Genomic DNA, 19,978 nt, shown 5'->3' with positions numbered 1-19,978 from the left:
TGGTTTCCGGTGTGGCGTGCGGCGTGCAGCCTGGGTCAGGCCGCCAGCTTGGAGATGTCAGCCACGCGGTTGGCCAGCGCATGCAGCGAGGCCAGCAGCGCGAGGCGGTTGGCGCGCAGCTGCGCGTCCTCGGCCATCACCATCACGTTGTCGAAGAAGCCGTCCACGGCCTCGCGCAGCTGGGCCAGGTCGCGCAGCGCGCTGGTGAAGTCGCCGCGGGCGAAGGCCGCTGCCACGGCCGGGCGCACCTGTTCGATGGCGCCGTGCAGCGCGCGCTCGGCATCTTCCTGGAACAGGGCCGGGTTGACGGCGGCGATGTCCTGCGCGGCGTCGGCGTTCTTTTTCAGGATGTTGGTGATGCGCTTGTTGGCGGCGGCCAGCGCTTCGGCTTCCGGCAGCGCGGCGAAGGCGCGCACGGCTTCCATGCGGCCGAGCACGTCGTGCAGCTGCTGCGGGCGCAGGCTGACCACGGCTTCGACTTCATTGGTGGTGTAGCCCTTGTCCTTCAGATAGCCGCGCACACGGTCATAGAGGAAATCGGCAATCGCCTCCGGAGCCGCCTTGACGGCCGGCACGCCGGCAAAGGCCTGCTGCGTCAGCGCGAGCAGCGCGTCGACCGACAGCGCCAGCGGCTTCTCGATCAGCATGCGCAGGATGCCCAGCGCATGGCGGCGCAGCGCGAACGGGTCTTTCTCGCCGGTCGGCTGCAGGCCGATGCCCCAGATGCCGACCAGCGTTTCCAGCTTGTCGGCCAGCGCCACGGCGGTGCTGACGGCGCCTTCGGGCAGCGCGTCTCCGGCAAAGCGCGGACGATAGTGCTCGGAGCAGGCCAGCGCCACGTCCTCGGCTTCGTCGTCGTGGCGGGCGTAGTAGGTGCCCATGGTGCCTTGCAGTTCGGGGAACTCGCCGACCATATCGGTCAGCAGGTCGGCCTTGGCCAGTTCGGCGCCGCGCATGGCAGCGGCCTTGTCCACGGCGACGCCGGCCGCGTTGAGCGCGTCGGCGATGTGGCCGGCAATCTGCTGCAGGCGCTGCACGCGATCAAGCTGGGTGCCGATCTTGTTGTGGTAGACCACGCTCGCCAGCTGCGGCACGCGCGAGGCCAGCGTCTTCTTGCGGTCCTGGTCGAAGAAGAACTTGGCGTCGGCCAGGCGCGGGCGCACCACGCGCTCGTTGCCCGTGATGATCGACTGCGGCGTTTCCGTGGCGAGATTGGAAACGATCAGGAAGCGGTTGCGCAGATGGCCTTCGGCGTCGGTCAGCGCGAAGTACTTCTGGTTGGTCTGCATCGTCAGGATCAGGCATTCCTGCGGCACCGCCAGGAAGGCTTCCTCGAAATGGCAGGCGTAGACGACCGGCCATTCCACCAGCGAGTTCACCTCGTCGAGCAGCGCATCGGGCATGACGACCTGGTCCGCGCCGGCGGCCTTCAGCAGCTGTTCGCGAATCGACTCGCGGCGCTGCGCGTAGCTCGCGATCACCTTGCCCTGCTGCAGCAGCGCGTCCGCATACTGCGTCGCGTGCGGGATCTCGATCGCGCCGTGCGACAGGAAGCGATGGCCCTGCGTCAGGTTGCTGGCCTGCAGGCCAAGCAGGGAGACCGGCACGATCTCGCCGCCGAACAGCGCCACGAGGCGGTGCGCGGGGCGCACGAAATGCACAGTGTCGCCGCTCGGACGCTGGTAGCTCATCACCTTCGGGATCGGCAGCTTGCCGATGGTGTCATCCAGCGCGGCCTGCAGGCCGGCGGCCAGCTCCGCGCCCCGGGCGGTGTAGCGATAGAAGAAGGCCTCGGCCTTGCCGTCGGAGGCGCGCTCCAGCGACTGCCAGTCGATTTCCGGCACGCCGACGGACTTGGCCAGCGCGGCCAGCTTCTTGGCCAGCGGCGCGGTGGGTTCGCCATTGGCGCCCAGCGCCACGGACAGCGGCAGGACCTTCTCGCGCTGCTCGCGGTCCGGCGCGCTGCGGCGTACGCCGGATACCAGCGCGGCCAGGCGGCGCGGCGAGGCATAGGGCGTGACGGCGGCACCGTCGTCAAGCAGGTCACGCTCGCGCAGTCCGGCGAACAGGCCCTGCGCGAAGGCCTCGCCCAGGCGCGACAGGGCCTTGGGCGGCAGCTCTTCGGTGAACAGTTCGATCAGCAGCGAGTCGGTCATGGGTTGCGACATGAATCGTTTCCAACAAGTTGTGGCACGCCCTGCAATCAGCAGTGCGGCTCGAGATTAGGTTCTACACCGGAGAGCAGCCAGAGGCCGTTCTGTTGCCGGAATTGCAGGGTGGTGAACGCGCATTGCGGCACGGCGACGGCACTTGCCGCACCGTTGCCGGCGGCGCGGCTGCCCGCGGCCGGAAAGCGCGCCTCGATACGGCGCAGGCGCTTGTCGTAGCGGATCTCGTCGATGCGCCCGCCCACCCAGAAATCGATCTTCGGCGGCAGCTGCGCGGCCGAATAGTAGGTGCGCATGACGCGGCGCGGCTTGCCGTTGCGGATTTCCGTATCGGTCCAGGTCAGCGGATAGCGAATCGCGCTTTCGTACGCGCGCAGCGGCACGCGGTGCCAGCCCAGATCGCGCGAGCCCGACAGGTCGCATGCGAACGACCGCACCAGCTGTGTCCACTGGTCGAGCGAGTTCAGCGACGGCTGCCAGTGGCGCGCCATGGCGACCTGCAGTGCCTGCGGTTCGGCTTCGCATACATTGGACAGATCGGCCGGCAGCAGCAGCGCTTGCGGGCTCGGCGCGGGCTGGGTCTTGGCACGCGCGGCGGCACCGCCCGTCAGCCCCAGCACTGCCATGACCATGGCGCAGCACAGCGCGCTGCGCGTCAGCGTCGTCATGCCTTGGCCCCGCCGCACATCGGGAAGCCCAGCGCTTCGCGCGAATCGTAATAGGCCTGCGCGACCTGGCGCGAGAGATTGCGGATGCGGCCGATATACGCGGCGCGCTCGGTCACGGAAATCGCCCCGCGCGCGTCCAGCAGGTTGAACGTGTGGGCGGCCTTGAGCAGCTGTTCGTAGGCGGGCAGGGCCAGGCGAGGGCCGGTGCCAGCTTGCGCTTGGGCGCCGCTGTCGGCTGTCTCGCCGGCATTGCCCATCAGGCGCTTGGCCTCACTCTCATGTTCGGCGAAATGGCGGAACAGGATTTCGGTGTTGCTGTGCTCGAAGTTGTAGGTGGACTGCTCGACTTCGTTCTGGTGGTAGACATCGCCATAGGTCAGGCGGCGTGTTTCGCCGTTCTCCTGCCACTCGGTCCAGACCAGGTCATAGACGTTCTCGACCTTCTGCAGGTACATGGCCAGGCGCTCGATGCCGTAGGTGATCTCGCCCGTGATCGGCTTGCAGTCGATGCCGCCGACCTGCTGGAAGTAGGTGAACTGCGTCACCTCCATGCCATTGAGCCAGACTTCCCAGCCCAGGCCCCATGCGCCCAGCGTGGGGTTCTCCCAGTCGTCCTCGACGAACCGGATGTCGTTCTGCTTCAGGTCCAGCCCCAGCGCTTCGAGCGAGCCGAGGTACAGCTCGAGGATGTTCTCCGGCGCGGGCTTGAGCACGACCTGGTACTGGTAGTAGTGCTGCAGGCGGTTCGGGTTCTCGCCATAGCGGCCGTCCTTGGGACGGCGCGACGGCTGCACATAGGCCGCGCGCCAGGGCTCCGGCCCGATCGCGCGCAGGAACGTGTGCACGTGCGAAGTCCCCGCGCCGACCTCCAGATCGATGGGTTGCAAGAGTGCGCAGCCCTGCCGGTCCCAGTAGGCCTGCAGGGTCAGAATCATTTGTTGGAAGGTCAGCATAGGAAGACTAGATCGGGAGTCCCGCCGCAATGCCGCGCCATTCAGGGCGCGGGCTGCAGTCAAAGTGCAGCGGGCGACGCATACGGTTGGTGCCAAACCCTGAATTCTATCGGGTTTTTGGGCGCCGGCCTGCCTTTGCGGGCCGCGGCGGCATGTCGGGCTTTCGCAACGCATGGGGAAAACACCGACGGGGGATTCAGGCTTGGGGTGCCCTTGCCGATAACGTTTTTGTATACAGTATGAGTAAGCAACCAGTTGTCAGAGTTGCTAAGAACCACCAAATGATGGGGACACGGTCATGGCATTACTTTCTCGCAAACCTTATCTGCTCGCCATCGCGGTCATGATCGCCGCAGCAGCTGTGACGAGCCTGCTCGCCTGATTCGGCGGCGACTGGAAGGAGATGGCATAGCCAGGCAACACCGCGGCGATGGCGGGCCTGGACGCGCACCGCACTACCCGTGACGGACGCGCCCTGGCAAACCTGCTGCCTGTGACCCGGCAGTCAGTTCAGCGTGCGCGCCGCGCGCGCCAGGCGGCCAGCGCAAGCGCGGCGGCAAACCAGGCCAGCACCGGCACATTTCCCCAGCGGATATAGGGCGTCAGCCCCTCCATGCCTTGCACCTGGGCCGTCAGCGTATCGACGGTAAAGGTCGGCAAGCGCGCCTGCACCTTGCCATCCGGCGTCACCACGGCCGTCATGCCGGTATTGGTTGCGCGCAGCATCGGGCGACGCATTTCCAGCGCGCGCATGCGCGAAATCTGCAGATGCTGGTCCAGCGCGATGGTGTCGCCGAACCACGCCAGGTTGGTCAGGTTCGCCATCATGTTGGCGGGCGCGGACTGGTGCCGCAGCGTCTGGGCGATTTCCTCGCCGAACAGATCCTCGTAGCAAATATTGGGCGCCACGCGGATGCCGCGCACCGGCATCGGCGGCTGCTCGAGGCCGCCGCGCCGGAAGTCGCCGAGCGGCATCTTCATCATGTCGACGAACCAGTGGAAACCCAGCGGGATGAATTCGCCGAACGGCACCAGGTGGTGCTTGTTGTAGCGGTAAAGCCCGCGTGACAGCGGGCCGATGCCGAATACGCTGTTGGTGAAATCGACCGGCGAATCGGCGCCGGCGGCGCCGAACAGCACGGCGGTGCCGGACTTTTCCATGAAGTCGCGCATGGCGACTGCAACGTCGACCGGCAGATCCTGCAGGATGACCGGGAACGCCGTTTCGGGCGTGACGATCAGGTCGGCCGGCGTGGCGGTGATCATGTCGCGGTACAGCTCGATCGAGCGCTGCACGCCGGCCTGCTCGAACTTGATGTCCTGCGGCACGTTGCCCTGCAGCAGCCGGACCGTGATCGGGCTGCCCGCAGGCGTGGTCCACGCAACCGGCGCCAGCGCTGCACCGGCGATCGGCAGCGCCGCGACGAGCACGGCGGCCACAAGGCCGCGGCCGCCGGCGCGATGCCCGAATGCACGTACGGCCAGCACCAGCAGCGCGGCCACGGTAGCGGCCAGCGCGCCGATGCCGTACACGCCGAACAGCGGCGCGAAGCCGGCCAGCGGGCCATCGGCATGCGCATAGCCGCCCGACAGCCACGGGAAGCCGGTGAAGACCACGCCGCGCAGCCACTCCGACAGTCCCCAGGCTGCACCGAAGGCCAGCGGGGTCCAGATCGACAGCCGCGGCAGGCGCGTGGCAAGGCGATGCCAGGCCGCGCCGGCCAGCGCCGGGTAGAGCGACAGGAAGGCGCTGAACAGCACCACGGCAAGCGCGGCCATCCAGGCCGGCATCTCGCCGTAGACATGCATGCTGATGTAGAGCCACCAGATGCCGGACAGGAACCAGCCCAGGCCGAAGGCATAGCCGGTGGCGGCCGCCACGCGCGCGCGCGGGGCATCGGCGATCAGCGCGGCCAGGCCGGCCAGCGACAGGATCTGCAGCCACCACCAGTCATGCGGGGCAAAGGCCTGGGTGTGGGCAATGCCAAGCATGCCGGCCAGCAGCAGGCGGGTGAGGATCGCGGTGGACACGCGCTCGCGTGCCGCGCCGGACGTGCCGGCCAGCACCGGGGCCGGGCGCTTCATGCGTCGGCCAGGTGGTTCGCGGGCGACTCGCGGTGCACGAGCAGCAGGTGGACCTGGCGCGCGTCGGCGCGCAGGACTTCGAAGCTGACCGGCGGCAACGTGATGATCTCGCCGCGATGCGGCACGTGGCCGAGATGGTTCGACAGCAGGCCGCCCACGGTATCGACGTCGTGGTCGGAGAACGCCGTGCCGAACACCTCGTTGAACTGCGAGATCTCGGTCAGGCCATGCACGCGCCAGCCACCATCGGGCAGGGGCAGGATGTTGTCCTGGTCCTCGTCGAGATCGAACTCGTCCTCGATGTCGCCCACGATCTGTTCCAGTACGTCTTCGATGGTGACCAGCCCGGCCACGCCGCCGTATTCGTCGACGACGATGGCAATGTGGTTGCGGTTGTTGCGGAACTCGCGCAGCAGGATGTTCAGGCGCTTGGATTCCGGAATGAACACCGCCGGGCGCAGCGTCTCGCGCAGGTCGAACTGCTCGTCGGTGTAGTAGCGCAGCAGGTCCTTGGCCAGCAGGATGCCGATGATATTGTCGCGGCTGCCTTCATACACCGGGAAGCGCGAGTGCGCCGTATGCTGCATGAAGGGGATGAAGGTCTGCGGCGCGTCCGCGATATTGACCATATCCATCTGCGAGCGCTGCACCATGATGTCGCGCGCGGTCAGTTCGGAGACCTGGAACACGCCCTCGATCATGGAGAGCGAATCGGCGTCGATCAGGTTGCGCTCATGCGCATCCTGCAGCACGGCAAGCAACTCCGCGCGGGATTCGGGCTCAGGGGAAATCAGGTCGGTCAGGCGTTCGAGGAGCGATCGGGGACGATCGGACTGCCTGAATTGGGCAGGCTTCGAACTGGGATAGGGGTCGTTCATTTCGCGGCAAGCGCGTGGTGGAGATCGTCTGAAGGATACACTAAAAGGCCGTCGACTCTCGTGACACAGCCGGCCGATGGGGCCGGCTGTGTGCGGGCGGACTCACTTCAAGTGCGAAGTGGCGCCGCGTTCAGTGCGCGACCGGACTGCGGTCGTCGCGGTACGGATCGTCATAGCCCAGGGCCTGGAGCGTTTCGGTCTCGATCGCTTCCATTTCCTCGGCTTCACCGTCGTCATCGTGCTCGTAGCCTTGCGCGTGCAGCACGCCATGCACGATCAGGTGCGCATAGTGCGCTTCCAGCGGCTTGCGCTGCTCGCGCGCTTCGGCTTCCACCACGGGGCAGCACAGCACGATGTCGCCGGTGACCGGGTCGTCCTCGGTCTCCGCGTAGGCAAAGGTCAGCACATTGGTGGCGTAATCCTTGTCGCGATAGGTGCTGTTGAGCTTGCGGCCTTCGTCTTCGCCAACGAAGCGAACGGTCAGGGCGGCGTCCGCGTACAGCGCCGACGTCACCCAGGTCTCGATCTGCTTGCGCGAGGGCAGGCCGGCGCGCTTGCCGACGCCGTCGCCTTGCTGCACTTCCAGTTCCAGCGCGGGCGGCGTGGCGGGCGTGCCCGTCGTGGTGACGACCGGCGTCGCGGTCACGGCCACCGACAGCGCATCGTTGTTGTCCGGGCGCACCAGCAGGCCGGCCTGCTGGCGCGTGTCGGTGTGCTCTGCGAGCAGGGCCACCACGCCGTCGGCGGCCTGGGACAGGTCGACGGTCAGGCTGCGGCCATCGGGCAGCTGCACGCGCACGGCGTGGGCGGCGCTCTTGCGCGCGCGGCCTTCGCCATCGAACAGGGTCAGGCTGATGCCGGAAGACTGGGCTTTCTTGGATTTCACTTACGCGTCCTTGTGCTGGGCGTGGTATTCGTCATAGGCGTCGACGATGCGGGCCACCAGCGGGTGGCGCACGACGTCGATGCTGGAAAAGCGCGAGAAGGCGACGCCGCGCACATCGCGCAGCACGTGCTGGGCCTCCACCAGGCCGCTCTTCTGTCCGCGCGGCAGGTCGATCTGCGTGGTGTCGCCGGTGATCACCGCCTTGGAGCCGAAGCCGATGCGCGTGAGGAACATCTTCATCTGCTCGGGCGTGGTGTTCTGCGCCTCGTCGAGGATGATGAAGGCGTGGTTCAGCGTGCGTCCGCGCATGTACGCCAGCGGCGCGATCTCGATCATCTGGCGCTCGAACATTTTCTGCGTGCGGTCGAAGCCGAGCAGGTCGTAGAGCGCGTCATACAGCGGGCGCAGGTACGGGTCGACCTTCTGCGCGAGATCGCCGGGCAGGAAGCCCAGGCGCTCGCCGGCTTCCACGGCCGGGCGCGTCAGCACGATGCGCTTGACCGTGTCGCGCTCGAGTGCATCGACTGCGCACGCCACAGCGAGATAGGTCTTGCCGGTACCCGCCGGGCCCACGCCCAGCGTGAGGTCGTGCGACAGGATGTGGCGCAGGTACTCGCGCTGCGTGGCGGTGCGGCCCTGCAGCCCGGAGCGCCGCGTATGCAGTACCGGGGAGTCGTCCTCGAACTCGGTGGTGCCGTTCTCGTTGTCGGCCTGCGGCAGGTAGCTGCCGTGCGCCGAGATCTGGCGGGTCTCCACCAGGCCCAGCTGCACGTCGTCGATCGACAGCGCGGTGCGCGCCTCGTTGTAGAAGCGCTCCAGCGCGAGGGCGGCATCCTGCGCGTTGGTCCCGCGCACGGTCATGCGATGGCCGCGGCGCTGGATGGTCACGTCGAGCGCCTGTTCGATCTGGCGCAGGTTCTCGTCGAGTGGGCCGCACAGGTTCTGCAGCCGCGTGTTGTCGTCGCGCGGGGCGACGAATTCTGCGGTAGGAATCTTCATTCTGGCGCGTGGGGTGGCTTCGCTCATTGGCGCACCACGATCTCGCCGCGCAGCGAGTGCGGGAACGCCTGCGTGACCGATACGTCGACCATCTGGCCGATCATGCGGTCGCGCTGCGCTTGCGGTACGCCCGGCAGCGCGAAGTTGACCACGCGGTTGTTCTCGGTGCGGCCGTGGAGTTCGGTCGGGTCCTTGCGGGACGGGCCTTCGACCAGGATGCGCTGCACCGAGCCGACCATATTGCGGCTGATGCGCTGCACGTTCTCTTCGATCGTGGCCTGCAGGTGTTGCAGCCGGCGCAGCTTGACCTCGTGCGGCGTGTCGTCGTGCAGGTTGGCCGCGGGCGTGCCGGGGCGCGGGCTGAAGATGAACGAGAACGAGGTGTCGTAGCCGATTTCTTCGACCATCGCCATCAGCTTGTCGAAGTCGGCTTCGGTTTCGCCAGGGAAGCCGATGATGAAGTCCGACGACATCGACATGTCAGGTCGCAGCGCGCGCAGCTTGCGCACGATGCTCTTGTATTCGAGCACGCTGTAGCCGCGCTTCATCGCCATCAGCACGCGGTCGGATGCGTGCTGCACCGGCAGGTGCAGGTGGTTGACGAGCTTGTCGCAGCGGCCATAGAGCTCGACCAGCCGGCTCGTGAATTCCTTCGGGTGGCTGGTGGTATAGCGGATCCGTTCGATGCCGGGGATCTCGGCCACGTACTCGATCAGCAGCGCGAAGTCGGCGATCTCGCTGGTGCCGCCCATGGCGCCGCGATAGGCGTTGACGTTCTGGCCCAGCAGCGTGACTTCGCGCACGCCCTGTTCGGCCAGGCCGGCCACTTCAGCCAGCACGTCCTCGAACGGACGCGAGACTTCCTCGCCGCGCGTGTACGGGACCACGCAGTAGCTGCAGTATTTCGAGCAGCCTTCCATGATCGAGACGAAGGCACTCGGGCCTTCCACGCGGGCCGGCGGCAGGTGGTCGAACTTTTCGATCTCGGGGAACGAGATATCGACCTGCGACTGGCCGGTGCGCTGCTTGCGCGCGATCAGGTCGGGCAGGCGGTGCAGCGTCTGCGGGCCGAACACCACGTCGACATACGGCGCGCGCGAAACGATGCTCGCGCCTTCCTGGCTGGCCACGCAGCCGCCCACGCCGATCACGAGATCGGGCTTGGCGGCCTTGAGCGCCTTCATGCGGCCCAGTTCGGAGAACACCTTCTCTTGCGCCTTTTCGCGCACCGAGCAGGTGTTGAACAGGATCACGTCGGCGTCTTCGACGTTGTCGGTGGGTTCCAGCCCCTGGCTGGCGCTCAGGACGTCGACCATCTTGTCCGAGTCATACTCGTTCATCTGGCAGCCGTACGTCTTCACAAATACTTTCTTCATGGTGCCGGTCTCAGTGGTTCACCTGGGGGCATCAGGGTGTGGCAACAACACGGACGGCGCATGCGCCTCCGTACTTCGGTGGGTCAGGACTTCGCTTTCAGCGCCTTCTGTTCCTGTTCGCTGAGCACCCATGCGGTCAGCAGCTGGCCGTACAGGTCGAGCTTGTAGCGCACCGGCAGCTTCTGCCCGGCGATGGCAGCCATGTTCATCAGCTCGTTGTCGGTGCTGAACACGCGCAGGCCCGGCGCCACGCCGATGGTCTTGCCATCGAGCGTGACCGTCTGCGGTGCGCCTGCCGACGGCGTGGCGACAACCAGCTTCGCCTGCGGCGCATCGACCGGGATCACGCGGATCGGCTGCGCCATGGCGCCGGCTGCACCGAGCCACAGTGCCGTGCCCAGCGACAGGGCCAGCAGCGGCTTGAAAAAACGCGATGAAGCACTCCGACGCAGGGAACGGCCAGCGGGCATATTGGCTCCGGAAAGGGCGCAGCTCAGGTTGAGATGGGGGCGGAAGGGCAACCGGGTATTTTACCCCGTTCGACCGGCACCGTGCCGTGCCGGATGGCCGCGTCGCCTAGAACAGACAAGATGCCTCTTGCAGCACACGTTGCTTGGAGACCGTGCCCATCAGCTCGCGGCTGTCCGCATCGCGCACCAGCGGAATGCGGTTGATGCCGTGCGCGGCAAAGACCTCCAGCGCGTCGCGCAGCCGCGATTCCGGGGTCAGCGACGGGAAGTCGCGCTCGGCCAGCGCCAGCACGCCGGGGGCGGAATTTTCGCGCTGCGCGCGTTGCAGCGCGTGGATCGACAGCGCGCCCAGCAGGCGGCCATCGGGCTCGACCAGGTACAGGTAGCGGGTGCCCGTCTCGGCAAACTTGTCGGCCGCGGCGGCCAGCGAGGCATCCGGCGCCAGCGTGGTATCGGTCGGATCGCACAGCCCGGCCAGCGTCATGGCGCGCGCGTGCTCTTCGGCGGCGGAGGCATGGGCGCGCTCGGCAATCACGCTGTAGAGCGACAGCGTCTGGCAGCGTGAGGCCGTGTAATACGCCGCCACGGCGCCGATCATCGAAGGCAAGAGCAGCGCGGGCGCAAGCGTCATCTCGAACACCATCAGCACCGACATCAGCGGCGCCTGGCTGGTCGCCGCAAGAAAGGCGCTCATGCCGACCAGCGGCAGCACCGGCGAGGCCGGTGCGCCGGGCACCACGGCCTGCATGACGATCGCCAGCAACTGGCCCAGTGCCGCGCCGACGAACAGCGAAGGCGTGAACACGCCGCCGACCGCGCCGGAGCCCATGCTGATGACCGTCGCGACCAGCTTGGCCAGCAGCACCAGGCCCACCGAAACCGTCAGCGGCTGTTCCTGCAGGATGGTCTGGATTGTCGAGAAGCCATTGCCGACGACTTCAGGCACGGCCATGGCCAGCACGCCCACCAGCGCGCCGCCCAGCGCCAGCCGCGCCACTGGTCCGCCGGGCACTTGGGCGAAGCGCCCGCGCGCCTTGCTCGCGGCGCGCAGGAACAGCGCGCCAACGATGCCAGCGGTGACGCCGAGGCCTGCCGCGGCCAGTATCAACTGCGGGCGCAGGTCCGGCTCGATGTGCAGGCCCGGATACAGGGGCTGGAGGCCGCCATGCCACTGGCTGACCATGGCGCCCGCCACCGAAGCCAGGAACAGCGGCATGAGCCGTTGCACCGCTAGTGCACCGAACACCACTTCAGCCACGAACACGGCGGCCGATAGCGGCGTGTGATAGACCGTGGCCAGTCCGGCGGCGGCACCGCAGGCGGTCAGCATGCGGCGCATGTTCGAGGCGCCATCGGGCCGGCCGATGCGTGTCGAGGGAAACAGTGAGCCGCACAGCGCGGCGAGCTGGATCATCGCGCCTTCCTTGCCGACGGAGCTGCCGCTGACGATGGAGCAGAACGACGACAGCGAGCGCAGCAGCGTGACGCGCACCGGCAGGCGGCCACTGCCGTTGGCCACGGCTTCCATGTAGTCGGTCGCGCCGCCGCTGCCGGAAAAGCGGTTGGCGGCGGAGAGCAGCAAGCCCGCCAGCGCCCCGCCGACGGCCGGCACCACGATGCGCCAGGCCAGCGCCAGCCCGGCAAACACGGCAACCACGTCCGCGTTGCTGGAGAAGATGACAACGCCGGCCCGTTCCAGGGCTTCCTTGAACAGGGTGGTCGCTATGGCTGCCAGAATGCCGACCGGAATCGCCGCGAACAGCGTGACTTCCTGGTCTTCAAGGAATCGGAACCGCATGAGTGCTTGCGTGGGTGGCGCGACGCCGCGCCGTCGCCCCGGGACGGGTGGTGGCCGCATGATAGCGCAGCGCCACACCCGCGCGCCGCGTGCCGGTGTGTATCAGCCGGCACGGCACGCCCATGTGCCGAAAAGGTTTGCCCTTGGCTGTTACACTACCGACCTTTGTTTCGTAAGCGGATGCCGCCGGCCCCCGCTTCGCCGGTCCCCCGACCGGCGTTGTTTCAGATCACACAGGTCGCCTGCTGGCTGGCGCGCCCAGCGCGCAGCAGACGGCCGAAGCATCCATTCATGTCTTTCTCCGAACTCGGCTTGTCCGACAAGCTTGTGCGGGCCGTGGCCGAACAGGGCTACACCACCCCGACTCCCATCCAGGCCCAGGCAATTCCCGCCATCCTCAAAGGCGGCGACCTGCTTGCCGGCGCCCAGACCGGTACCGGCAAGACGGCCGGCTTCACGCTGCCGATGCTGCAACTGCTGTCCGAATCCGGCGCGCAGCGCCCGGGCCGGCCGGTGGTGCGCGCGCTGGTGCTGACCCCCACGCGCGAGCTTGCCGCCCAGGTGGAAGAAAGCGTGCGCAATTACGGCAAGCATCTCAAGCTGCGCTCGATGGTGATGTTCGGCGGGGTCGGCATCAACCCGCAGATCGAACAATTGCGGCGCGGCGTGGACATCGTCGTGGCAACGCCTGGCCGTCTGCTCGACCATGTGTCCCAGCGCACGATCGACCTCTCGCACGTCGAATTGCTGGTGCTCGATGAAGCCGACCGCATGCTCGACATGGGCTTTATCCACGACATCCGCAAGGTCCTCAACGTCCTGCCGCCGAAGCGCCAGAACCTGTTGTTCTCGGCTACGTTCTCGGACGAGATCCGCGGGCTGGCGGACCGGCTGCTGAACAACCCGGCTTCGATCGAGGTCGCGCGCCGCAACACCACGGCCGAGACCGTCGAGCAGCGCGTCTATCCGGTGGACCGCGAACGCAAGCGCGAACTGCTGGCACACCTGGTGCGCCAGCATGACTGGCACCAGGTGCTGGTGTTCACGCGCACCAAGCACGGCGCCAACCGCCTGGCCGAGCAGTTGACCAAGGAGGGCCTGTCGGCGCTGGCGATCCACGGCAACAAGAGCCAGTCGGCGCGCACGCGCGCGCTGTCGGAATTCAAGGCCGGCACGCTGCGCCTGCTGGTGGCGACCGATATCGCAGCGCGCGGCATCGACATCGACCAGTTGCCGCACGTGGTCAACTTCGACCTGCCCAACGTGCCCGAGGACTATGTGCACCGCATCGGCCGTACGGGCCGCGCGGGCGCGGAGGGCGAGGCGATCTCGCTGGTCTGCGTGGACGAGCACGGCCTGCTGCGCGATATCGAACGCCTGATCAAGCGCAAGTTGGAGCAGACGGTACTGCCCGGCTTCGAGGTGGATCCGAGCATCGCGGCGGAGCCGATCCAGAAGGGCCGCCAACAGCGTGGCCAGGGTGGCGGCGGTGGTGGCGGTGGTGGCGGACAGGGCGGTGGACGTGGCCGCGCCCAGCCCAAGGCGGCAGCGCCCGCGGCAGGCAAGCCAGCACAACCGCGCCAGCGTTCTGCCCAGAATGCGCCACGTGGCGGCGCCAGCCATGCCGGTGGCGAATCCGGCCGCGGGCAGGGTGGCGCAAGCCGCAATGCCGCGCCGGCCCAGCCGCGCAGCGCAGGCCAGCCGCGGCCGACGCAGGAAGGCGCCGGCGCCCCCGCACGCAACCGTCGCCCGGCGCAGGCCGCGCTGCTTGGCGGCACGCCGGCCAAGCGCGGGCGCTGAGCCCTCCAGGCCCGAAGGCATGAGCGCACGTCACGCATCCGGCGACAGCGGCATCCCGTTCGCGGGGCTGACGCCCGAGCTGATCCTCGATGCGCTCGAGTCGGCGGGCATGCGCCCAGACGGCCGGCTGCTGGCGCTCAACAGCTACGAGAACCGGGTCTGGCAGATCGGCATCGAGGACGCCAAGCCTGTGGTGGCCAAGTTCTATCGGCCCGGCCGCTGGCCCGACGCGGCCATCCTCGAAGAGCATGCCTTCGTGCAGCAACTCGCCGATGCCGAGATTCCCGCGGTGCCGGCGCTGGCCGGACCGGACGGCAGCACGCTGCAACGCCATGAAGATTTCCGCTTTTCGGTCTTTGCCCGCTGCGGCGGCCGCGAACCCGCGCTGGACCGCACCGACACGCTGACCTGGCTCGGCCGTTTCATCGGGCGCATCCACGCCGTGGGTTCTACCCATGCCTATCAGGCGCGACCGGTGCTCGACGTGCAGACCTTCGGCGTGGCATCGCGCGACTGGCTGATCGCACACGACTGTATCCCGGCCGATCTGCGCGAACCGTGGCAGGCAGTGGTGGACCTTGCGCTGGACGGCGTGCGCCGCTGCTATGACCGCGCCGGCGACGTGCGCCTGCTGCGCGTGCATGGCGATTGCCATCGTGGCAACGTGCTGTGGATCGACGGCGACGACGCCCGGGCCACGGGGCTGGCCGCCGCAGGTCCGCATTTCGTGGATTTCGACGATAGCCGCATGGCGCCCGCCGTGCAGGACCTGTGGATGCTGCTCGAAGGCGACCGTGCCGCCATGCAGGACCAGCTGGCCGATATCGTCGCGGGCTACGAAGACTTTGCCGAGTTCGCGCCACGCGAACTGTGGCTGGTGGAAGCGCTGCGCACGCTGCGGCTGCTCCATTACAGCGCCTGGCTGGCCAGCCGCTGGCGCGATCCCGCTTTTCCGGCGGCGTTTCCGTGGTTCGGAACGGCGCGCTACTGGCAGGACCGCATCCTGGAATTGCGCGAGCAAGTCGCGCTGATGGAAGAAGCGCCCCTGTGGGGCGCCTGAGACTCTGCTGGAACGGCGAGGTAGCGGTCGACCCGCTCCCCTTCAGCCCTTTTCGGGCGCCTTGACCAGCAGCACCGGGCATGGCGCCTGCGCCAGCACGCGGCCCGCCACGGATCCGATCACCGCATCAAAGAACGAGCCCCGGCCGTGCGTGCCCATGACGACGGCCTGTGCATCCGCCGAGCGCGCGTAGGCGACAATGCGCTCCGGCGCGAAACCGTGCAGCGCATGGCGCTCGAACGGAATGCCGGCCGCAGAAAGAATCTCGCACACGCCGGCCATGGCCTTGTCGCTGGCCTCCTGATGCCAGGCGTCGATGGTTTCCTTGCTGACAAAGGCGCGGACCTGTCCGCTGACTTCGGGCGCGACGTGCACCACATGGACGGTAAAGCCGCTTTGCAACAGCTTGCCTTCGGCGATGAAGCGGGCGGCCGCGTCGCTGAAGGCCGATCCGTCGGTGGCGAGCACGATATTGGTCATGGCGGGAATCTCCTGGAGGGGGCGCTGAACGGACACGCCAGGTTATAGGATAGGCAGGATCGGCGCCGCGGATCGATGAAGCGGCGGCGGGCCGTCCCTCACCATCATGGCAGCAAGTCTTTCGCCACAATCAGATTTAGATCAAGTGACTCGGAGATTTCCTCTTGCGGTTCCAGTGTGGAAATGCAGCAGGATATGTCAAGGCGCCTGACACATTTAGCCATTGCCGCCCACTGGTAAGCCCGCTTAGCATGTGCCCAGCCCGGCTGGCGCTGCCGCGACATGGCGCCCGGCCTTTCTACCCCAGAACATCAGGCGATCCGGCGGGCCGGACGCGTCGACGGAGACAGCAAACATGAGTGAAAGCGGCAACCTCCTGCCCCTGCGTGGCGTCAAGGTAGTGGAATTCGAAGGGATCGGTCCGGGGCCGCTGTGCGGTGCCATGCTGGCTGGCCTTGGCGCGGAAGTTACGCTGGTGACCCGTCCGGTTGCCCCGGATGCGCGGCGAATCCTGCGTGGGCAGAACGTGCCGGCAGAGATGGAACTCGAGCATGGCAAGACCGTGGTGCAGCTCAACCTGAAGTCTCCGGAGGACGTGGCTGCCGCGCTGGACCTGGTGGCCGGCGCCGACGCGCTGATCGAGGGACTGCGCCCGGGCGCCATGGAACGCCTGGGGCTGGGTCCGGCGCAATGCCATGCGCGCAACCCGCGCCTGGTCTACGGCCGCATGACCGGCTGGGGCCAGACCGGCCCGCTCGCGCACAGCGCCGGGCACGACCTGAACTACATTGCGCTGACCGGCCTGCTGTCGATGGCCGCGCGCGACGGCGCGCTGCCGATGGTGCCGCCCACGGTGGTCGGCGATGCCACGGGGGCGCTCGGCCTGGCGTTCGGCATCACCAGCGCCATCCTGCACGCGCGTTCGAGCGGGCAGGGCTGCGTGGTGGATGCGGCGATCACCGACATCGTCGCCATGCTCGGTTCGCTGGTGCAGGTATCGCGCGCGGCCGGCACGCTGGGCGGCCCGCAGCCCAGCGCCTTCCATGACTCCCCGTTCTACGATGTCTATGCGTGTGCCGATGGCCGCGCCATCACGCTCGGCGCGCTCGAGCCGCAGTTCTACCGCGAACTGCTCGAGCGCCTCGAACTCACGGACATCGATCCGGCCGCGCAGTATGACCGCGCGCAGTGGCCGACGGTGAAGGCGCGCATCGCGGCGCTGATCGCTTCGCGTCCCAGCACGCACTGGGAATCGCTGCTCGGCGGTACCGACGTCTGCTTTGCCCGCGTGCTCACGCTGGACGAAGCGGCACGCCATCCGCACAACCAGGCGCGCGGCACCTACCGCCTGCACCGCCAGGGCGATCGCGAAGTCGCGCGCTCCACGCCGGCGCCGCGCTTCTCGCCGGCCAAGCCGTCCTGAGCGGGAGCTGACCGCGTTACGGGAGGCGGGCGTATAGCGCGCCCCGAGCCCGCCCCGGACGCAGAAATTCTTCGGCTCGGTTGCGACAAGTATGCATGCAAATGCAGCCGTTTCGCCGATCCGGCGTGGAGCCCACGACCTAATCTTCGCGGTAGTCCTTCAACAAGGAGCCGCGCGTTGGACCCCACCTCGTTCGATGAAGCCCTGATCGTCGATGCACGGCCTGCGCCGCCCGGCGAGGCATCGTGGCAGATCGCCCATGCGCTCGGCGCGCGCCGGACGCTGCTGGCCGACAACGTGCGGCTGGCCCGGCAGCTGGTGCGTGATCGCCAGCCACGGCTCGTGGTGATCGAGCTGGACACGCTTGGCCAGGCCGGCATCGCGCTGATCAGGCGGCTGGCCACCGGCTATCCGGCGGTGCGGCTGCTGGTGTTGTCCGACAGCGATGCCACGATGGCGCCGGTGCAGGCGCTGCGCGCAGGGGCCCATGGCTTCGTGTCGCGCCAGCGGGACCTGGCGGAAATGGTCCAGGCCGCGCAGGGCGTGATGTCGGGCTACCTGGTGTTTCCCACGCAGACGCTGGAAGCCGCACGCCTGCTGCGCCTGCCGTCTGCCGGCAGGCTGGCGCGGCTGACCGAGCGCGAACTCATGGTGCTCCAGTACCTGGCGCGCGGACACTCGAACAAGGAGATCGCCGCGCTGCTGCTGATCAGCAGCAAGACCGTGAGCACCCACAAGACCAACATCATGTGCAAGCTGAATGTGGAGTCCGTCGTCGAGATGGTCGACTATGCGCGACGGCACCGGTTGCTGTGATGGCTGTCCCTGGTAGGTCAGGTGCCACCGGACCACGCCGAGATGGCAGGCGAGACCGAGCGCGGGAAGTGCGGCCATTCTGAATGACCGCGTCGCAGTAGCGTAGTCGCTGGCGAAGACGGGACCGCTTAACGGAACCCGGAACCCGGAAAGACAAAGGGGGTTAGCTTGCGCTAACCCCCTTTGAGAATAGATGGTGGCGAATCAGGGACTCGAACCCCGGACCTGCGGATTATGATTCCGTCGCTCTAACCGACTGAGCTAATTCGCCAACAGAGACCGCTATTCTACCGGGAATTTACGACCTGTCAACACCTCTTTGAAAAGATGATGACACGGGCGTGAAAAGAAAACCGGCAGGCCTTGCGGCCTGCCGGCTGGAGCGACCGATTACCGGATCGGTCTTGCCTCAAAGGGTTGGCTCAGTCGTTCGCGTAGATATCCACGTCCTTGGTTTCGCGCACGAACAGCGCGCCGATCACGAAGGTGACTGCGGCGATGATGATCGGGTACCAGAGGCCGTAGTAGATGTTGCCGTTCTGCGCCACGAGCGCGAACGAGATGGTGGGCAGCAAGCCGCCGAACCAGCCATTGCCGATATGGTAGGGCAGCGACATCGAGGTGTAGCGGATGCGCGTCGGGAACATCTCGACCAGCATCGCCGCGATCGGGCCGTAGACCATGGTCACGTAGATCACCAGGATCACCAGGATCACCAGCACCATGATCGTATTCATCTGGGCCGGATCCGCCTTGGTCGGGTAGCCGTGCGCGGACATCTCGGCGCCGACGGCCTTCTTGAACTCGGCGATCTGCTTCTTGCTGGCGTCGTCGAACGCGCCCGTGGTCACCGTGGCGTCGAAGGACTTGATCTCCTTGTCGCCGATCTTCACCGATGCCACCGTACCGGCCGGGGCGGCTACCACTTCATAGCTGGCCGATGCCTGGGCCAGCGTACGCTTGACGATGTCGCACGAGCTGCGGAAGTCGATTTCGCGGGCGATCGGGCTGCCCTGGAACGAGCAGCTTGCCGGATCCGCGGTGACCACGATCTGTGCCGACTGCTGGGCGCGTTCCAGTGCCGGGTTGGCATAGTGGGTCATCGCCTTGAACAGCGGGAAGTAGGTCAGCACGGCCAGGGCGCAGCCGATCATGATGATCCACTTGCGGCCGATCTTGTCCGACAGCGAGCCGAAGAACAGGAAGAACGGCGTGCCGATCACCAGCGCGCCGGCGATCAGCAGGTTGGCCGTCTTGGCGTCGACCTTCAGCACCTGGGTCAGGAAGAACAGCGAGTAGAACTGGCCCGTGTACCAGACCACGGCCTGGCCGGCGGTCAGGCCCAGCAGCGCCAGGATCACGATCTTCAGGTTGCGCCACTGGCCGAAGGATTCGGTCAGCGGAGCCTTCGAGGTCTTGCCTTCGGCCTTCATGCGCTGGAACGCCGGCGATTCGCTCATCGACAGGCGGATGTACACCGACATGGCCAGCAGCAGGATCGAGACCAGGAACGGAATGCGCCAGCCCCAGGCGTCGAAATTGGCGCCGGTCAGTTCACGGCACAGCAGGATCACGATCAGCGACAGGAACAGGCCCAGCGTCGCGGTGGTCTGGATCCAGGCCGTGTAGGACCCGCGCTTGCCGTGCGGCGCGTGTTCCGCCACGTAGGTGGCGGCACCGCCGTACTCGCCGCCGAGCGCCAGGCCCTGCAGCATGCGCAGTGCGATCAGGATGATCGGGGCGGCCCAGCCGATGGTGGCAAAGCCGGGCAGCAGGCCGACGATGAACGTCGACAGGCCCATGATCAGGATCGTCACCAGGAAGGTGTACTTGCGGCCGATCATGTCGCCGAGGCGGCCAAACACCAGCGCGCCGAAGGGGCGCACGATAAAGCCGGCGGCGAAGGCCAGCAGTGCGAAGATGAAGGCGGAGGTGGGATCCAGGCCGGCGAAGAACTGCTTGGCGATCACTGCCGCCAGCGAGCCGTACAGGTAAAAGTCATACCACTCGAACACCGTGCCGAGCGACGAGGCCAGAATGACCTTCTTCTCCTCGGTCGTCATCGGCGCATGTTGCGCGCTGCCTCCAGGCATCGCTACGTTCTGCGGGTTTGCCATG

16 protein-coding genes and 1 tRNA gene are annotated in these 19,978 nt (G+C 67.2%); 4 read left to right on the top strand and 13 right to left on the bottom strand.

Features of this window, described 5'->3' with window-relative positions; genetic code table 11:
• Positions 1 to 35: 35 nt before the first annotated feature.
• The 10 genes from glyS to AC3FKH_RS00215 form a co-directional block, all read right to left on the bottom strand.
• Positions 36 to 2,168, bottom strand: a complete 2,133-nt coding sequence (gene glyS / locus AC3FKH_RS00260) for a glycine--tRNA ligase subunit beta (protein WP_488671972.1) — start codon at positions 2,166 to 2,168, stop codon at positions 36 to 38.
• 35 nt (positions 2,169 to 2,203) lie between these two features.
• Entirely contained in the window at positions 2,204 to 2,836 is a 633-nt protein-coding gene (locus AC3FKH_RS00255; protein ID WP_488671970.1) for a hypothetical protein, read from the bottom strand.
• The gene (gene glyQ / locus AC3FKH_RS00250) at positions 2,833 to 3,789 is read right to left on the bottom strand and encodes a glycine--tRNA ligase subunit alpha (protein ID WP_488671968.1); all 957 of its coding nucleotides are present in this window, start codon (positions 3,787 to 3,789) and stop codon (positions 2,833 to 2,835) included. Before glyQ ends, AC3FKH_RS00255 begins: the two co-directional genes overlap by 4 nt.
• A gap of 510 nt (positions 3,790 to 4,299) precedes the next feature.
• Positions 4,300 to 5,874, bottom strand: a complete 1,575-nt coding sequence (lnt, locus tag AC3FKH_RS00245) for an apolipoprotein N-acyltransferase (protein ID WP_488671966.1) — start codon at positions 5,872 to 5,874, stop codon at positions 4,300 to 4,302.
• Positions 5,871 to 6,752: an HlyC/CorC family transporter gene (locus AC3FKH_RS00240; RefSeq protein ID WP_483710484.1), complete on the bottom strand. Its 882-nt coding sequence runs from the start codon at positions 6,750 to 6,752 to the stop codon at positions 5,871 to 5,873. Before AC3FKH_RS00240 ends, lnt begins: the two co-directional genes overlap by 4 nt.
• Before the next feature lie 130 nt (positions 6,753 to 6,882).
• Entirely contained in the window at positions 6,883 to 7,638 is a 756-nt protein-coding gene (gene ybeY / locus AC3FKH_RS00235) for an rRNA maturation RNase YbeY (RefSeq protein WP_488671965.1), read from the bottom strand.
• Entirely contained in the window at positions 7,639 to 8,637 is a 999-nt protein-coding gene (locus AC3FKH_RS00230) for a PhoH family protein (protein ID WP_488671963.1), read from the bottom strand.
• 23 nt (positions 8,638 to 8,660) lie between these two features.
• On the bottom strand, positions 8,661 to 10,013 hold the full coding sequence (miaB, locus tag AC3FKH_RS00225) for a tRNA (N6-isopentenyl adenosine(37)-C2)-methylthiotransferase MiaB (protein WP_488671962.1): 1,353 nt from the start codon (positions 10,011 to 10,013) through the stop codon (positions 8,661 to 8,663).
• 83 nt (positions 10,014 to 10,096) lie between these two features.
• A complete protein-coding gene (locus AC3FKH_RS00220) occupies positions 10,097 to 10,483 on the bottom strand; it encodes a hypothetical protein (protein ID WP_488671960.1) in 387 nt (128 codons plus the stop codon).
• 106 nt (positions 10,484 to 10,589) lie between these two features.
• Positions 10,590 to 12,281 (bottom strand): ClcB-like voltage-gated chloride channel protein, encoded by a 1,692-nt coding sequence (locus AC3FKH_RS00215; RefSeq protein ID WP_488671958.1) that lies wholly within the window; start codon positions 12,279 to 12,281, stop codon positions 10,590 to 10,592.
• A gap of 291 nt (positions 12,282 to 12,572) precedes the next feature.
• Between AC3FKH_RS00215 and AC3FKH_RS00210 the strand changes: the two genes are divergently transcribed.
• On the top strand, positions 12,573 to 14,081 hold the full coding sequence (locus AC3FKH_RS00210) for a DEAD/DEAH box helicase (protein ID WP_488671957.1): 1,509 nt from the start codon (positions 12,573 to 12,575) through the stop codon (positions 14,079 to 14,081).
• 19 nt (positions 14,082 to 14,100) lie between these two features.
• A complete protein-coding gene (locus AC3FKH_RS00205) occupies positions 14,101 to 15,141 on the top strand; it encodes a serine/threonine protein kinase (RefSeq protein WP_488671956.1) in 1,041 nt (346 codons plus the stop codon).
• 42 nt (positions 15,142 to 15,183) lie between these two features.
• Here the strand turns inward: AC3FKH_RS00205 and AC3FKH_RS00200 are convergent, their stop codons facing one another.
• Complete coding sequence (locus AC3FKH_RS00200) at positions 15,184 to 15,621, bottom strand: universal stress protein (protein WP_488671954.1); 438 nt, start codon at positions 15,619 to 15,621, stop codon at positions 15,184 to 15,186.
• Positions 15,622 to 15,976: 355 nt separating this feature from the next.
• On the opposite strand from AC3FKH_RS00200, the gene AC3FKH_RS00195 reads away from it, so the two are divergent.
• Entirely contained in the window at positions 15,977 to 17,044 is a 1,068-nt protein-coding gene (locus tag AC3FKH_RS00195; protein WP_488671953.1) for a CaiB/BaiF CoA transferase family protein, read from the top strand.
• 177 nt (positions 17,045 to 17,221) lie between these two features.
• Complete coding sequence (locus AC3FKH_RS00190) at positions 17,222 to 17,860, top strand: LuxR C-terminal-related transcriptional regulator (RefSeq protein ID WP_488671952.1); 639 nt, start codon at positions 17,222 to 17,224, stop codon at positions 17,858 to 17,860.
• Positions 17,861 to 18,054: 194 nt separating this feature from the next.
• Here the strand turns inward: AC3FKH_RS00190 and AC3FKH_RS00185 are convergent.
• Both AC3FKH_RS00185 and AC3FKH_RS00180 read right to left on the bottom strand, forming a co-directional pair.
• Positions 18,055 to 18,131: transfer RNA gene (locus AC3FKH_RS00185), tRNA-Met, on the bottom strand.
• Positions 18,132 to 18,282: 151 nt separating this feature from the next.
• The gene (locus AC3FKH_RS00180) at positions 18,283 to 19,977 is read right to left on the bottom strand and encodes an MFS transporter (protein WP_483710495.1); all 1,695 of its coding nucleotides are present in this window, start codon (positions 19,975 to 19,977) and stop codon (positions 18,283 to 18,285) included.
• Position 19,978 lies beyond the last annotated feature (1 nt).

Source organism: Cupriavidus sp. 21MJTG02-4, assembly GCF_057798975.1.
This window is presented reverse-complemented; position numbering and strand designations above follow the sequence as displayed.

Excerpts from the sequence above, each read along its gene's own strand:
- AC3FKH_RS00220 (WP_488671960.1), bottom strand. The coding sequence starts at position 10,483 with ATGCCCGCTGGCCGTTCCCTGCGTCGGAGTGCTTCATCGCGTTTTTTC.
- glyS (WP_488671972.1), bottom strand. The coding sequence starts at position 2,168 with ATGTCGCAACCCATGACCGACTCGCTGCTGATCGAACTGTTCACCGAA.
- AC3FKH_RS00195 (WP_488671953.1), top strand. The coding sequence starts at position 15,977 with ATGAGTGAAAGCGGCAACCTCCTGCCCCTGCGTGGCGTCAAGGTAGTG.
- AC3FKH_RS00240 (WP_483710484.1), bottom strand. The coding sequence starts at position 6,752 with ATGAACGACCCCTATCCCAGTTCGAAGCCTGCCCAATTCAGGCAGTCC.
- AC3FKH_RS00205 (WP_488671956.1), top strand. The coding sequence starts at position 14,101 with ATGAGCGCACGTCACGCATCCGGCGACAGCGGCATCCCGTTCGCGGGG.
- AC3FKH_RS00255 (WP_488671970.1), bottom strand. The coding sequence starts at position 2,836 with ATGACGACGCTGACGCGCAGCGCGCTGTGCTGCGCCATGGTCATGGCA.
- AC3FKH_RS00200 (WP_488671954.1), bottom strand. The coding sequence starts at position 15,621 with ATGACCAATATCGTGCTCGCCACCGACGGATCGGCCTTCAGCGACGCG.
- miaB (WP_488671962.1), bottom strand. The coding sequence starts at position 10,013 with ATGAAGAAAGTATTTGTGAAGACGTACGGCTGCCAGATGAACGAGTAT.
- AC3FKH_RS00210 (WP_488671957.1), top strand. The coding sequence starts at position 12,573 with ATGTCTTTCTCCGAACTCGGCTTGTCCGACAAGCTTGTGCGGGCCGTG.
- lnt (WP_488671966.1), bottom strand. The coding sequence starts at position 5,874 with ATGAAGCGCCCGGCCCCGGTGCTGGCCGGCACGTCCGGCGCGGCACGC.
- AC3FKH_RS00230 (WP_488671963.1), bottom strand. The coding sequence starts at position 8,637 with ATGAAGATTCCTACCGCAGAATTCGTCGCCCCGCGCGACGACAACACG.
- AC3FKH_RS00215 (WP_488671958.1), bottom strand. The coding sequence starts at position 12,281 with ATGCGGTTCCGATTCCTTGAAGACCAGGAAGTCACGCTGTTCGCGGCG.
- glyQ (WP_488671968.1), bottom strand. The coding sequence starts at position 3,789 with ATGCTGACCTTCCAACAAATGATTCTGACCCTGCAGGCCTACTGGGAC.
- AC3FKH_RS00180 (WP_483710495.1), bottom strand. The coding sequence starts at position 19,977 with ATGGCAAACCCGCAGAACGTAGCGATGCCTGGAGGCAGCGCGCAACAT.